The following is a 14,289-nucleotide window of genomic DNA, read 5'->3' on the forward strand; positions in this document are numbered from 1 at the left end:
CTTACACCTATCGGTTATTCGTTTTGTTAAAGAGCGGGCTGACTTCGTTTCGTTGCGTCGTCAGCAGAGGAGGCGAACTATACCCAGCCAACCCACACCCGTCAACACCCGCCACCACAGAAAACCCGACAAAATCGACAAGTCGTTGATCTGAAAGGATCACAAAATGCAAAAAAGGTTGGCCGCGGCCAACCTTTTCCAATTTCATGCAACCAATCAGGCCTGGTGGTACGACGTTACTCGTTCCACTTCTTCCTTGGAACCGAGGAAAACGGCCACACGCTCATGCAACCCGCCCGGCTGAATATCCAAGATGCGCTGATAGCCGTTGGTGGCGACGCCACCGGCCTGTTCGATAATGAAGGCCATCGGGTTGCCTTCGTACATCAGACGCAGCTTGCCCGGCTTGGCCGGATCGCGCGCATCCTTCGGATACATGAACACACCACCGCGCACCAGGATGCGATGCACCTCGGCCACCATGGAGGCCACCCAGCGCATGTTGTAGTCCTTGCCCAGCGGGCCATCCTGACCGGCCAGGAGCTCGTTGATGTAGCGGCTCACCGGCGCTTCCCAGTGGCGCATATTGGACATATTGATGGCGAACTCCTTGGTTGCCACCGGCACCTGCATGCGCGAGTTGGTCAGCACCCAGGAACCCAGCTCGCGGTCCAGCGTGAAGCCGTACACGCCCTGGCCGAAGGTAAGCACCAGCATGTTCTGTGGGCCGTACACGGCGTAGCCGGCGGCGACCTGCCGGCTACCCGGCTGCAGGAAATCCTGTTCGGTCGGCTGGGTGTTGCCTTCCGGCGCTTCCAGCACCGAGAAAATGGTCCCTACCGAGATGTTGACGTCGATATTGGAGGAGCCATCCAGCGGGTCGAACATCAGCAGATAGCGGCCACGCGGCATGTGATCCGGAATGGAGTGCGGCAGCTCCATCTCTTCGGAGGCCATGGCCCCAAGGTTGCCGCCCCACTCGTTGGCTTCCAGCAGGATGTCGTTGGCGATCACGTCCAGTTTCTTCTGGGCTTCACCTTGCACGTTGCCGGTACCGGCATCGCCAAGCACGCCGGCCAATGCACCCTTGTTGACGGAATGGGCGATGGCCTTGCAGGCGCGCGCCACGGTTTCGATCAGCAGGCGCAGATCGGGTGGCAGGGCACCGTGCTGGCGCTGTTCTTCAATCAGAAAACGGGAGAGGGAGATACGGCTCATACTGGTCCTCGTATCGCAGGCAATGAAAAAACGGTCTGCGGGCAGTTTACCACCGCCATTTTCGGCTTAGGGATGTTGGTTTGTGACTACATGAAAATAGCCATGAAAAACGCCCGACAGGCGCGAAACGGAGACAACTCCGTTTCTGCCGTCGGGCGTGATGGCAGCCTTGCGGCCAACCTTAGACGTTCAGTTCCTTGGCCAGGTACAGCCAGGTTTCCACCACGGTGTCCGGGTTGAGGGAGATGGTTTCGATACCTTCCTCTACCAGCCACTTGGCGAAGTCCGGATGGTCGGACGGACCCTGACCGCAGATGCCGACATATTTGTCGAGCTTGCGGCAGGCCTGGATTGCCATGTGCAACATGGCTTTAACGGCCTCGTTGCGCTCGTCGAAGGTCGTGGCGATCGGGCCACCGGAATCACGGTCCACACCCAGGGTGAGCTGGGTCATGTCATTGGAGCCGATGGAGAAACCGTCAAAGAACTGCAGGAACTTCTCGGCCAGTACCGCGTTGGTCGGCAGTTCGCACATCATGATCAGGCGCAGGCCGTTTTCGCCGCGCTTCAGGCCGTTGGCGGCCAGAATCTCGATCACTTTCTCGGCTTCGGCCAGGGTGCGCACGAACGGGATCATCACTTCCACGTTGGTGAGCCCCATCACGTCGCGCACTTTCTTGATGGCGCGGCATTCCAGCTCAAAGCAGTCGCGGAAGCTGTCGGCCACGTAACGCGCAGCACCACGGAAGCCCAGCATCGGGTTTTCTTCGTGCGGCTCGTACAACTGGCCGCCGATCAGGTTGGCGTACTCGTTCGACTTGAAGTCGGACATGCGTACGATGACCTTTTTCGGGGTAAACGCTGCCGCCAGAGTGGATACACCTTCGGCGATCTTGTCGACGTAGAAGTCAACCGGGCTGGCGTAACCGGCGATACGATCGCTGATGGTGGCTTTCAGGTCGGCCGGCAGGCGGTCGAACTCCAGCAGCGCTTTCGGGTGGATACCGATCTGACGGTTGATCACGAACTCCATGCGCGCCAGGCCCACGCCTTCGTTCGGCAGTTGCGCGAAGTCGAAAGCCAGTTCCGGGTTGCCCACGTTCATCATGATCTTGACCGGGGACTTGGGCATCTTGTCCAGTTCCAGGTCAACGATTTCCACGTCCAGCAGGCCATCATAGATGTTGCCGGTGTCGCCTTCGGCGCAGGATACGGTGACCTGCATGCCTTCGCGCAGCACGGCGGTGGCATCGCCACAGCCAACCACAGCCGGGATGCCCAGCTCGCGCGCAATAATCGCCGCGTGGCAGGTACGACCGCCACGGTTGGTGACGATAGCGGCGGCACGCTTCATTACCGGTTCCCAATCCGGGTCGGTCATGTCGGTAACCAGCACATCGCCCGGCAGTACGCGATCCATTTCGGAAGCGTCCTTGATGGTGCGAACCACGCCCTGGCCGATCTTCTGACCAATAGCACGGCCTTCACACAACACGGCGGACTTGCTGTTCAGGCGGTAGCGGCGCAGGGTGTCCTTGCGGTTTTCCTGCGACTTAACGGTTTCCGGACGGGCTTGCAGGATGTACAGCTTGCCGTCTTCGCCGTCGCGGCCCCACTCGATATCCATCGGGCGGGCATAGTGTTTTTCGATGATCAGCGCGTAGTGGGCCAGTTCGGCCACTTCGGCGTCGGTGATCGAGAACTGTTTGCGCAGTTCCGGGGCCACGTCGACGGTGCGTACCGAGCGACCGGCTTGCGACGCGTCGGTGAACTCCATCTTGATCAGCTTGGAACCCATGGTTTTGCGCAGAATGGCCGGGCGACCTGCGGTCAGCGTCGGCTTGTGCACATAGAACTCATCCGGGTTCACCGCACCCTGCACCACGGTTTCGCCCAGGCCGTAGGAAGCGGTAACGAATACCACATCCTCGAAGCCGGATTCGGTATCGATGGTGAACATCACGCCAGCCGCACCGGTATCGGAGCGCACCATGCGCTGGATACCAGCCGACAACGCTACCACGTCATGGGCAAAGCCCTTGTGTACGCGATAGGAAATGGCACGATCGTTATAGAGGGAGGCGAACACGTGCTTGATGGCGTCTTTGACGTTATCAAGGCCACGGATATTCAGGAAGGTTTCTTGCTGGCCCGCGAACGAGGCATCGGGAAGGTCTTCTGCGGTGGCAGAGGAGCGAACTGCTACGGAAATATCGGCGCCGCCGGCATCGGCCACCATTTTTTCCCAGGCTTGCTTGACGTCGTGCTCAAGCTTTTCCGGGAATGGTGTATCGATGATCCACTGACGGATTTGCTTGCCGACTTTCGCCAGCTCCGTCACATCATCGACATCCAGTTTGCCTAGGGCGTCGTTAATCCGGTCGGCAAGCCCGTTGTGTCGAAGAAAATCGCGGTAGGCGTCTGCGGTTGTCGCAAAGCCCCCCGGCACTCGCACGCCGGAATTTGCAAGCTGGCTGATCATTTCGCCGAGCGAGGCGTTTTTACCGCCTACGCTTTCGACATCGGTCATGCGCAGCTTCTCGAACCAGATGACGTAGTTCTCTGCCATCACTTCACTTCCTGTGTTGGATTGGACGATAGGGAAGCCCGCATTCTAGCCGAACAACTCCTTGTTTGCGTAGCAACTTTTGCGATGCACAACGAGGGGTTTTCCCTTGCCGGAACGGGGGATCGGCTTCCGCCCATGATCCTATCTCATTGTTGGGCAAGGAAAAATGTAATTTAACAACTACATAAAACAGCAACCCGTTCGTCACATGGCAGCACGGCATCTTGTCGCATGCGACAATTACGCACAGACTGTAATGCACAACTCTGACACCAAGCAGGACACCAGCATGCCAAACCGCCGCTCTGTATTCTTCGTTTCTGATCGCACCGGCATTACTGCCGAATCGCTCGGCAATACTTTGCTTACCCAATTCGATACCGAAGAGTTCAACCGCGAAACCGAACCATTCATCGATACCGTGGAAAAAGCCCAGGAGCTGGCGCAGCGCATCGACGAGATTGCGGCCAACGATCATCGCAAGCCACTGGTGTTTACCAGCATCATCAAGGCCGACGTGCGTGCCGCTCTGACGGTAAAGAATGCGCTGGTGATCGACTTTTTCCAGACCTTCATCGGCGAACTGGAAGCCGAGCTGGGCGAAAAGGCCACCATGTCGGTGGGCAAGGCGCACGGCATGGATGACGAAGAAAAGTACGACCATCGCATCGAGGCGGTGAATTTCTCGCTGAACCACGACGACGGCGTGAAGCTGAAGGATCTGGACGAGGCAGACGTGGTGCTGGTCGGCGTATCGCGCTCCGGCAAGACACCAACCTGCCTGTATCTGGCGCTGCAGTATGGCATCAAGGCGGCCAACTACCCGCTGACACCGGAAGACCTGGACAGCCCGACGCTGCCCAAGATGCTGCTGCCGTTCAAGCAGAAGATGTTCGGCCTCACCATCGATCCGTCGCGCCTGCACCATATCCGCTCCGAGCGCCGCCCGGACTCGCGCTACGCCAGCATGGAAAACTGCCGCCGCGAGGTAAACGAGGCCGAGTCGATGTTCCGTCATCATGGCGTGCCGTTCATCAGCACCACCCATATGTCGATCGAGGAAATCGCCTCCACCATCATGCACAACGCGCATCTGGTGCGCCGTTTTTAAGCGCGGATAGCTAGCGAAATTAGCGCTTGACGCCATGCGGCCAAGCATGTTGAGATGAAAAGCATGAATACCCGCAACGCAACTTCCTTCAGCTTTTTTACCTGGTGGCGCCACTAACGGCGGCACCCAGGTTGCGTACGCACAAGCAAACCCGGGAGCAGCCGACAAGGCGCCCCGGGTTAGTTTTTTCCAGCAGCACCCCCTCCCCCAGCGCCGAGTCGGTCTCCCAAGATAACGGAGATCAGCATGGACAGCCTCAGCCACATCGGCAGCACCGACATCATCCTCACCGGCGACCGCACCACCGGCCCGCTGCACCTTGGCCACTACGTCGGCTCGCTGCGTAACCGCGTGATCCTGCAGGAGCGCTGCCAGCAATTCCTGCTGCTGGCCGACGCCCAGGCCCTCACTGACAACATGGGCAACTACCTGAAAGTGCGCGACAACGTGCTGCAGGTGGCGCTGGACTACCTGGCGGTAGGCATCGATCCGGCCAAGAGCACCATCTTCATCCAGAGCCTGGTACCGGAGCTGATGGAACTGGCGTCCTACTACCTGAACCTGGTCACCGTATCGCGGCTGGAACGCAACCCCACCATCAAGGACGAGATCAAGCAGCGCGGCTACGAGCGCGACATCCCGGCCGGCTTCCTCACCTACCCCGCGGCGCAGGCCGCCGACATCACCGCCTTCAAGGCCAGCATCGTGCCGGTGGGCGAAGACCAGATCCCGATGATCGAGCAGACCAACGAGATCGTGCGCCGCTTCAACCACAGCGTTGGCCGCGAGGTACTGGTGGAGTCGCGCGCACTGGTGCCCTCCGCCGGCGCCCGCCTGCCGGGCATCGACGGCAAGGCCAAGATGTCCAAATCGCTGGGTAACGCGCTGCCGCTGTCGGCCAGCGCCGACGAAATCAGTCAGGCGGTGAAGATGATGTACACCGACCCGAACCACCTGCGCGTGGACGATCCGGGCCAGGTAGAAGGTAATGTGGTGTTCGCCTACCTGGACGTGTTCCATCCGGACGCCGGCCGGGTGGCCGAGCTGAAGGCGCACTACCAGCGCGGCGGCCTGGGCGATACCCAGATTAAGCGCGAGCTGGAAGACATCCTGCAGGCACTGCTGGCGCCGATCCGCGTCCGCCGCGAGGAATACGCCAAAGATCCGGCGCAGGTAATGGAGATGCTCAAGCTGGGCACCCGCCGGGCACGCGATGTCGCCGCCACCACGCTGGCCGAAGTCAAGCAGGCGATGGGCCTCAACTACTACTGAGCCGTGGCGGGATGGTCCGTCGCACGAACCAGCGCGGCCAACGTTGGCCGCAGGCACGCAGGGAGCACAGCATGGAATGGATTTACGACTGCCGTAATCTGGACGAAGTCTGCGAACAGATCGATCGCCTCGACCGCGCCATTGTCAGCCTGATCGCCGAGCGCGGGCTGTATATACACCAGGCCGCCGGCTTCAAGCACGGCAACGAGGACAGTGAAGACGGCAAGCGCATCGACCAGGTAATGCGCCGCGTCAGCCGGCTGTCCGGTGAACTGGGGGCCGACGCCGCGCTGACCGCCAAGATCTACCGCACCATGATCAGCCACTTCGTGGAGAGCGAGCGGCAACAGCGGCTGCAATTGCAGGATGGTCTCGCCTCATGACGCCGCGCTGCCCACCGCAGCAGTGTGCGTCACTAACCGAGATCCGCCAGCAGATCGATGCCATCGACCAGCAGGTGATCCAGCTGCTGGGCGAGCGCTTCGGCTATGTGCTGGCCGCCGCGCCGTTCAAGCACAGCAGCGCTGCCGTGCAGGCGCCACAACGCTTTGCCGCCATGCTGCAACAGCGGCGGCAGTGGGCGGCACAGGCGGGACTGGCGCCGGATGTCATCGAGCAGATGTACCGCCAGCTGGTGGCATACTTTATCGCGGAAGAAATGCGGCACTGGCACGATGCGGCCAACCTGCCGCAACAGCTGGCTGACGGCAGCAATCATGCCGACACCACCGCCCCGTAGCTGCCCAGCGCCTGAGGTGACCGCCAGCCGGCTTGCCACACGCGCGGCCCTGGCGCTAAATGCAACGCATAGTGTTGTCAGACAGCGCTGACCCGGCGTCAGGACATGACCAGCGCACCGGCCAGGCTCCACATCACCGCACCCACCACGCCATCCAGCACGCGCCAGGACAGCGGCCGGGCAAACAGCGGCGCCAGCAGGCGTGCGCCGTAGCCCAGCGACAGGAACCACAACAGCGAGGCACAGCCGGCGCCGAGGGCGAACCACAGTCGGCTGTCCACCGGCTGCTGGCCGCCGATCGACCCCAGCAGCACCACGGTATCCAGATAGACATGCGGGTTCAGCAGAGTCAGCGCCAGCACGGTGGTCAGCGCTTGGCGCAAAGGGATGCGCACGCTACCGGCCGCCACCGCCAGGCTGTCGTTGGCCAGCACCGCGCGCCAGGCACGCAGGCCATACCAGAATAGGAACACCGCGCCCCCCCAGCGCGCCAGCTCCAGCAGCAGCGGACTCTGCTCGATCAGCGCCCCCATGCCGGCCACGCCGGCACTGATCAGCAGCATGTCGCACACGATGCACACCAGCACGGTGACACCGACATGCTGGCACAGCAGCCCCATGCGCAACACATGCGCATTCTGCGAACCGATGGCCATGATCAGGCTGGCACCCAGCCCCATTCCCTTGAAAAACACCATGCTGCTCATTGTGTGTACTCCGTCTTTGCTTGCGGCCATCATGCCGCAGCCTGCACACCATCAACAGCATGATTAAATTTTCTGCCGTATCATAAATTTTGCTTAATTTATGACTGGCAACATGAAACTCGACCCCAGACAGAGCGAAGCATTCCAGGCGGCAGCCAGCAGTGGCAGTTTTGAAATAGCCGCCAGGACGCTGCACATCACCCCCTCGGCGCTGTCGCAGCGGATACGGGCGCTGGAAGAAAGCCTGGGCAAACCGTTGCTGGTACGCAGCCGCCCCTGCCGCCCCACCCGCGAAGGCCAGCTGCTGCTGCAGCACCTGCAGCGCGCCGCCTTGCTGGAGGCCGACCTGGCCGCCAGCTTTGCCGGTAGCGATGCCGACATGCTGACCATCCCGCTGGCGCTGAACGCCGACAGCGTGGCCAGCTGGTTCCTGCCGGCGCTGGCGCCATTCCTGATCGCCAAAGGCATCCTGCTGGATATCACGGTGGACGATCAGGACCATACCTACAGCCTGTTGCAGGCGGGGCTGGCCGTGGGCTGCGTCTCCACCGAGGCACAGCCGATGCGCGGCTGCAGCACCCAGGCACTGGGCGTGATGCGCTACCGCGCCATGGCGTCGCCGGCCTTCATGCAACGCCATTTCGCCGCCGGAGTGACGCGGGACGCACTGCGGCGCGCACCGGTGATGATCTACAACCGCAAGGACAAGCTGCAGGACAACTGGCTGCAACAGCATTTCGGCCTGCAGCAGTCCGCCTGCCCCTGCCATCTACTGCCCGCCTCCGACCCGTATCTGCAGGCCGTCAGGCTGGGGCTGGGCTGGGGCATGCTGCCGGAAGTGCAAGTGGCCGCACATGGCGGCCACGAGGGACTGGAGGATCTGCAGCCGGAACGGCCGGTGGATGTGGCGCTGTACTGGCACAGCTGGAAGGTGCAGGCACCGCGGCTGGAGCAACTGTCGGCCGCACTGGTAAACGCCGCCCGCCAGGTACTGCTGGCGCCCTAGCGCCGCCGCGTTACGATTCCGACGGTTGCGGCAGCAGCCGCTCCATCAGTTGGCCGCCGCTGTTGACCGGCGCCGGCAGCAGGTGCATGCCGCCCCAGGCCAGCAGCAGCATCACCGCTACCGCCGCGCCGCCCTTGATCATGAAACCGTAGCTCCAGCCCACCTGTTCCTTGTGGCGTATGCCGTACAGCAAAGCCAGCGGCGGCACAAAGAACGACAGGCTGCCCCACACGATACGGCCGTTATTCAGCGCCGCCATGGTCGCCCCCAGGCAGCCGACATAGAACATGGCCACCGCGGCGGCGAACACCAGCCCGACCACGCAGGTCAGCACAATCAACAGGATTTCCATCAGTTTTCCAGGTAAGTGGCCGGCAACTGCAGGCCATCGTAAGCAACATGCACCCCTAGCGGACACTGCGCGCTCAGCGCGTGGTATTCCAGTTGGTGCGTCATGTGAATCAGCCAGGTCTGGCGTGCGGCCAACCTTTGCGCCCACGCCAGCGAGGCCGCCAGATGCAGGTGCGACGGGTAAGGCTCCGGCCGCAGGCAATCCAGGAACAGCGTATCCAGCCCCTGCAGTAGTTCGACGCTACTATCCGGAATCGCCGACACATCGGTCAGCCAGGCCGTGTTGCCGATGCGCCAGCCCAGGCACGGCCAGGCGCCATGCTGCAGCGGAATCGGCGTCACCGTCACCCCGCCGATGCTGAACGGCGCCTGCACCGTTTCGGTCACCAGCACCGGCTTGTCCCACACCGGCGACGGTGGCGCCAGCGCGTAATCGAAGCGGCGGCGGATGTTGTCGATGGTGAACGGGTTGCCGTACAGCGTGATCGGCCCGCGCTTCACGTAGCAGAAGGCACGCAGGTCATCGATGCCGTTGAGGTGGTCGGCGTGCGGGTGGGTATACAGCACCGCGTCCACACGGGTGATGCCCTCGCGCAGCGCCTGCGGCCGCAGGTCCGGCGAGGTATCGATCAGCACGCCATGTTCGCCGATGCGGACATAGGCCGAGCAGCGGCTGCGGACATTGCGGGCATCGGGCGAGCGGCAGGTGGCGCAATCGCAGCCGATGGCCGGTGTGCCGCTACTGGAGCCACAACCCAACACCGTCCATTGCACCGAAGTCATCACCATTCCCCTATGCCGGCTGGCGCTGCGCCTTGGCAAACAGGCGGAAGTAATTGTCAGTGGTGGCCGCGGCCAAGGCGTCGAACGGCATGCCGCGCAGTTCGGCAATATGCTCGGCCACATGCTTGACGAAGGCCGGCTCATTGGTCTTGCCACGGTATGGCACCGGTGCCAGGTACGGCGAATCGGTCTCCACCAGCAGCCGGTCCAGCGGCACCTTCTGTGCCACCTCCTTCACCACCGCCGCGTTCTTGAAGGTGACAATGCCGGATAGCGAAATGTAGAAGCCCAGGTCCAGCGCCAGGCGGGCGATATCCCAGCTTTCGGTAAAGCAGTGCATCACCCCACCCACCGCATCGGCGCCATGCTCGCGCATCAAGCGCACCGTATCCTGCGCCGAGGAGCGGGTGTGGATCACCAGCGGCAGGCCGGTGCGGCGCGCGGCACGGATGTGCACCGCAAAGCGCTCGTGCTGCCAGGCCAGATCACCCTGGCACCAGTGGTAGTCGAGCCCGGTCTCGCCGATGCCCACCACTTTCGGGTGTGCCGCATGCGCCACCAGCTCGTCTTCGCTGAACTCCTCCGCCTCCGGGTCATCCGGATGAATGCCCACGGTGGCAAACAGATTGGCGTGCGCTTCGGCCAGCGCCAGCACCTCCGGGTACTTGGGCTTGCTGACGCCGATCACCATGGCGTGGCTCACGCCGTTGGCCGCCATATTGGCCAGCACCTCCGGCATGCGCGCGGCGAGGTCGGGGAAATTGATATGGCAGTGCGAATCAACCAGCATGGCGGTCTCTAAAGAAATGCGCGGCCACCCGGCCGCGGCGAATTACATGGTATGGGTTGGCCGCGTGGAGTTGAGCGCCCCACCGAGCAGGGTTTCGATGCGCAGGCGCGCCTGCTTGCCGGCGTCACTGTCGGCGAACTCGATGCCGACACCCTGGCTGCGGTTGGTATTGCCGGCGGCCGGGGTCAGCCACACCACCTTGCCCTGCACCGCCACTTTCTGCGGATCGTCCAGCAGGGTCAGCAGCAGGAACACTTCGTCGCCCAGCTGATAACTGCGCGCGGTGGGAACGAAGATGCCGCCATTGCTGAGAAACGGCATATAGGCGGCATACAGCGCACTGCGCTCCTTGATAGCCAGCGACAGTACGCCGGGACGGGCGCCATCCGGCTTGGATTCGGCTGCGGCGTGAGTAGTGGATTCGGTCATCAGTTTTTGCCGCTGAACACTTTCAGGTAGTGCATCAGCAGGGCCTCCAGTTGCAAACGGGTCACCAGGGTATGCTGGCCAAACGGCACCAGCAGGTTCAGTTCGCGCTGGCAATGCATCAGTTGCTGCATGTCCAGCCGCGGCAGCAGGCGCGCCATCGCCGGCTGCATATCCGGATAATAGCGAACCATGCCGGCCAGCTTCAAACTGGCCAGGTCGTGCAGCCACTTGCCCAGCCAGCTCAAGGGCAGCGCCAGCGGCAGTTTGTGGCGATCCAGCTTTTCCATCGCCGTCAGCACGCTGCCCATGCCGATCTGGGTGAGGCTGGTGATGAAGTCTTGGCGCACGGCGGCCAGCTCGGCATCGTATTCGAACACCGGCATGCCACCATGAAACGCCAGCTCCGCCGCCGCATTATCCAGCCCCTGCTGCGACAGCCACGCCAGCGCCACATCCGCAGCCGGCGCGGTGAGCGGAAACTGGCGGCAGCGGCTTTTGATGGTCGGCAGCAGCCGTTGCGGTGCATCGGCCACCAGCAAGAACACCACCTCGGCCGGCGGCTCTTCCAGCACTTTCAGCAAGGCGTTGGCCGCGGCCGGGTTCAGGCTTTCCGCCGGCTCAACCACCACCACGCGCAAACCGCCACGGTGCGACGACAGATGGGCAAAGTCGATCACCTCGCGCACACCGTCGATCTTGATCACCGGCAGCTTGCGCTTGGCCGCCTTGCCTTCCTTGCCCTCGTCCTCGTCGTCGTCCTGCGCCGGGGTGAGATGGCGGTAATCCGGGTGGTTGCCGGCGGCGAACCAGTGGCAGGCCTGGCACTGGCCGCAGGCGTGCTGATCCGGCTGCTGGTTCTCGCACAGCAATGCCTTGGCCACCTGGTGGGCAAACTCGCTCTTACCGATGCCGGACGGGCCGGTGAACAGCCAGGCATTGGGCAGGCGGGCGAAGTTTGCGGCCAACCTTTGCCAGTCGGCCTGCTGCCACGGGTAACGCATCAGCCGGCGTCCTGCAGTGCGGCCAGCGCCGCAGCGATGCGTTGCTGGATATCGGCGATCTCGCTGCTGGCGTCCAGCACCAGGAAGCGCTGCGGGTTGGCCTGGGCGCGTGCCAGGTACATCTGGCGCACACGCTGGTGGAAGTCCTCGCGCTCCTGCTCGAAGCGATCCGGCAGCCGGGTGCCTTCCAGCCGTGCGCGCGCCACTTCCAGCGGCACGTCCAGCAGGATGGTCAGATCCGGCTGCAGCCCTTGCTGCACCCAGTTTTCCAGCACCGCGATGCGATCGGTCGGCACGCCGCGACCGCCGCCCTGGTAGGCGAAGGTGGCATCGGTAAAGCGGTCGCTGACCACCCAGTTGCCGGCAGCCAGCTGCGGGCGGATCACGGTGGAGATCAGCTCCTGGCGGCTGGCGAACATCAGCAGCGTTTCGGTATCCAGCGTGGCCTCGGTGTCGATGTCCAGCAGGATGTCGCGCAGTTTCTCCCCCAGCGGCGTGCCGCCCGGCTCGCGGGTAAACACCGCGTCGATGCCCTGCTGTTGCAGCCACTGACGGATGAACGTCAGGTGGGTGCTCTTGCCTGCACCGTCCAGCCCTTCCAGCGAGATGAAGCGTGCGTGGGACATCATGAACCTTTCTTCAGAATGTATTGGCGGACGGCGGCGTTGTGCTCGTCCAGTGTTTCGGAAAAGTGCGATTCACCGCTGCCGTCGCCCTTGGCCACGAAGTACAGTGCGCGGCTGGGCGTGGGGTTGGCTGCGGCATCCAGCGAGGCGCGCCCCGGCAGCGCGATCGGCGTCGGCGGCAAGCCGGCGCGGGTATAGGTGTTGTACGGGCTGTCGCGGCGCAGGTCGGCCTTGCCGATATTGCCACGGTAGCGCTCGCCCATGCCGTAGATCACCGACGGGTCGGTCTGCAAGCGCATGCCTACGCGCAGGCGGTTGACGAACACGCTGGCCACCATGCCGCGGTCGCTCTCATGTGCGGTTTCCTTTTCCACCAGGCTGGCCATGGTCAGCAGCTCGTATGGCGAGCTGTACGGCACCTCGGCCGAGCGCGCTTCCCACACCGTCTGCAGCTGCTGCTGCATGGACTGATAGGCGCGGCGGTAGATATCCAGATCGCTGCTGCCCGGAGTGTAGAAATAGGTGCTGGGGAAGAACATGCCCTCCGCCACCTCGCCGCTGATACCCAGCTCGGCCAGCAGGCGCGATTCGCTCCAGCCGGCGCTGTCCTGGCGCAGATCGCTTTCCTTCTGCAGTGCCGTGCGGAACTGGCGGAAATTCCAGCCTTCGATGATGGTGACGCTGCTCTGGTCCGGGTGGCCGTCGCCAAAGCGCGACAGGTACTGCCACATGGCGGTGGCGGCGCCGAACTGATACATGCCCGGCTTGAGCTTGCGATCGACCCCCATCATGCGCGACAGCGCCACCATCACCCAACGGTTGCGGATGGCGCCATCGTCTTCCAGCGTGCGCGCCAGCTGGATCATGGTGCGATTGGGGCCGACGGTCACGCTGTAGGGCTGGCGCGGCGGGTTGACCGGCACCACGATGACCCAGGCCAGCCACAGGGCGCACAGGGCGGCCAACAGGGCCAGCGCACGAAAAGAATGTCGAATCATGTCGGAATTGCGTAGAGATAAGCGGGGGCGTTAGCCGCTGGCAACAGGCCAGTGGCGCGGGAACGCGCGTGATGATACCACGCGCCAGCGGCCTGCCAGCCGACGGCTGCGGCCAACCTTGTGCCACGCTAGGCCGCCGGTTGCAGCACCACGCCGTAGCTGCCGCTGACACCACCTTCCGGCAGCGGCTTCAGCCGCAGCACGCCCTCCGGCAGGTTCAACTGCAAGCGGATATCGCCACGCTGCCAGGCCTGCCAGCCGGCCTCATCCGGCAGCTGGCCGTCCGTGGTGACGATCAGCTCGACCAGCGCCAGTAGGTCGCGGTCATCCACCAGTGCCGGCTCGCCGCCGATTTCGATAAACAGCCGCCCGTCTACGTCCAGATACGCCAGCCGCGGCCGCTCGGCATTCATGTCCGGCATCAGCTGCCAGCCATGCGGCTGGCGGCTGGCGATGAACGGCGCCGCATCCAGCGTCACGTACACCTTCTGCGGGCCGTTCTGCACGTAGTAGCGGCCCTCGCCGTCGCGCGCGTAATTGCGGCGGAAGAAATCGACGATGGCCGGTTGCATCAGCTTGTCGTCGCGCAGCCACCACTGGCCACGGGCATCCAGCCGCAGCCAGCCATACACCGCCGGCACATTCGGCCACTTGGCCATCGCGGCCAGCACACTGTTATCCATCGTTGC

Annotated in this window: 16 protein-coding genes; 5 read left to right on the top strand and 11 right to left on the bottom strand. The window is 63.1% G+C overall.

All coding sequences use genetic code 11. The features are described 5' to 3' along the window. Window positions 1–216 precede the first annotated feature (216 nt). Both ABNW52_RS11945 and ppsA read right to left on the bottom strand, forming a co-directional pair. Complete coding sequence (locus tag ABNW52_RS11945; protein ID WP_349588025.1) at window positions 217–1,218, bottom strand: class 1 fructose-bisphosphatase; 1,002 nt, start codon at window positions 1,216–1,218, stop codon at window positions 217–219. A 181-nt stretch (window positions 1,219–1,399) separates the two neighbouring features. Further along, window positions 1,400–3,787 carry a phosphoenolpyruvate synthase gene (ppsA, locus tag ABNW52_RS11950; protein WP_349588027.1) on the bottom strand — a complete coding sequence of 796 codons (2,388 nt, stop codon included), beginning with the start codon at window positions 3,785–3,787 and terminating at the stop codon, window positions 1,400–1,402. Window positions 3,788–4,076: 289 nt separating this feature from the next. On the opposite strand from ppsA, the gene ppsR reads away from it, so the two are divergent. The 4 genes from ppsR to ABNW52_RS11970 all read left to right on the top strand — a co-directional run bounded on the left by ppsR (window position 4,077) and on the right by ABNW52_RS11970 (window position 6,909). Beyond that, on the top strand, window positions 4,077–4,898 hold the full coding sequence (ppsR, locus tag ABNW52_RS11955; RefSeq protein ID WP_349588030.1) for a posphoenolpyruvate synthetase regulatory kinase/phosphorylase PpsR: 822 nt from the start codon (window positions 4,077–4,079) through the stop codon (window positions 4,896–4,898). A gap of 246 nt (window positions 4,899–5,144) precedes the next feature. Continuing rightward, a complete protein-coding gene (gene trpS, locus ABNW52_RS11960) occupies window positions 5,145–6,170 on the top strand; it encodes a tryptophan--tRNA ligase (protein WP_349588033.1) in 1,026 nt (341 codons plus the stop codon). Between the two features lie 71 nt (window positions 6,171–6,241). After that, a complete protein-coding gene (locus ABNW52_RS11965) occupies window positions 6,242–6,553 on the top strand; it encodes a chorismate mutase (RefSeq protein ID WP_349588036.1) in 312 nt (103 codons plus the stop codon). Further along, window positions 6,550–6,909 (top strand): isochorismate lyase, encoded by a 360-nt coding sequence (locus tag ABNW52_RS11970; RefSeq protein ID WP_349588039.1) that lies wholly within the window; start codon window positions 6,550–6,552, stop codon window positions 6,907–6,909. The genes ABNW52_RS11965 and ABNW52_RS11970 overlap by 4 nt, the downstream gene beginning before the upstream one ends. 98 nt (window positions 6,910–7,007) lie before the next feature. On the opposite strand, the gene ABNW52_RS11975 is transcribed toward ABNW52_RS11970, so the two are convergent. Beyond that, window positions 7,008–7,616 (bottom strand): LysE/ArgO family amino acid transporter, encoded by a 609-nt coding sequence (locus tag ABNW52_RS11975; protein ID WP_349588042.1) that lies wholly within the window; start codon window positions 7,614–7,616, stop codon window positions 7,008–7,010. Between the two features lie 112 nt (window positions 7,617–7,728). On the opposite strand from ABNW52_RS11975, the gene ABNW52_RS11980 reads away from it, so the two are divergent. After that, window positions 7,729–8,622 carry a LysR family transcriptional regulator ArgP gene (locus ABNW52_RS11980; protein WP_349588045.1) on the top strand — a complete coding sequence of 298 codons (894 nt, stop codon included), beginning with the start codon at window positions 7,729–7,731 and terminating at the stop codon, window positions 8,620–8,622. A 10-nt stretch (window positions 8,623–8,632) separates the two neighbouring features. On the opposite strand, the gene ABNW52_RS11985 is transcribed toward ABNW52_RS11980, so the two are convergent. The 8 genes from ABNW52_RS11985 to ABNW52_RS12020 all read right to left on the bottom strand — a co-directional run bounded on the left by ABNW52_RS11985 (window position 8,633) and on the right by ABNW52_RS12020 (window position 14,283). Further along, complete coding sequence (locus tag ABNW52_RS11985; RefSeq protein WP_349588048.1) at window positions 8,633–8,974, bottom strand: hypothetical protein; 342 nt, start codon at window positions 8,972–8,974, stop codon at window positions 8,633–8,635. Further along, the gene (locus tag ABNW52_RS11990) at window positions 8,974–9,756 is read right to left on the bottom strand and encodes an MBL fold metallo-hydrolase (RefSeq protein ID WP_349588051.1); all 783 of its coding nucleotides are present in this window, start codon (window positions 9,754–9,756) and stop codon (window positions 8,974–8,976) included. The genes ABNW52_RS11985 and ABNW52_RS11990 overlap by 1 nt, the downstream gene beginning before the upstream one ends. A gap of 10 nt (window positions 9,757–9,766) precedes the next feature. After that, entirely contained in the window at window positions 9,767–10,546 is a 780-nt protein-coding gene (locus tag ABNW52_RS11995; protein WP_349588054.1) for a TatD family hydrolase, read from the bottom strand. Between the two features lie 42 nt (window positions 10,547–10,588). Then, window positions 10,589–10,975, bottom strand: coding sequence for a PilZ domain-containing protein (locus tag ABNW52_RS12000; protein WP_349588057.1), 387 nt, complete (start codon window positions 10,973–10,975; stop codon window positions 10,589–10,591). Continuing rightward, window positions 10,975–11,976 carry a DNA polymerase III subunit delta' gene (holB, locus tag ABNW52_RS12005; protein WP_349588060.1) on the bottom strand — a complete coding sequence of 334 codons (1,002 nt, stop codon included), beginning with the start codon at window positions 11,974–11,976 and terminating at the stop codon, window positions 10,975–10,977. Before holB ends, ABNW52_RS12000 begins: the two co-directional genes overlap by 1 nt. Next, window positions 11,976–12,602, bottom strand: coding sequence for a dTMP kinase (tmk, locus tag ABNW52_RS12010; RefSeq protein WP_386107972.1), 627 nt, complete (start codon window positions 12,600–12,602; stop codon window positions 11,976–11,978). Before tmk ends, holB begins: the two co-directional genes overlap by 1 nt. Continuing rightward, on the bottom strand, window positions 12,602–13,600 hold the full coding sequence (gene mltG, locus ABNW52_RS12015; protein ID WP_349588066.1) for an endolytic transglycosylase MltG: 999 nt from the start codon (window positions 13,598–13,600) through the stop codon (window positions 12,602–12,604). The genes tmk and mltG overlap by 1 nt, the downstream gene beginning before the upstream one ends. Window positions 13,601–13,728: 128 nt before the next feature. Next, window positions 13,729–14,283, bottom strand: a complete 555-nt coding sequence (locus ABNW52_RS12020) for a DUF2946 family protein (protein WP_349588068.1) — start codon at window positions 14,281–14,283, stop codon at window positions 13,729–13,731. Window positions 14,284–14,289 lie beyond the last annotated feature (6 nt).

The sequence above is a fragment of the Vogesella oryzagri genome (genome assembly GCF_040148885.1).
In the GTDB taxonomy this organism is placed as follows: Bacteria; Pseudomonadota; Gammaproteobacteria; order Burkholderiales; family Chromobacteriaceae; genus Vogesella; species Vogesella oryzagri.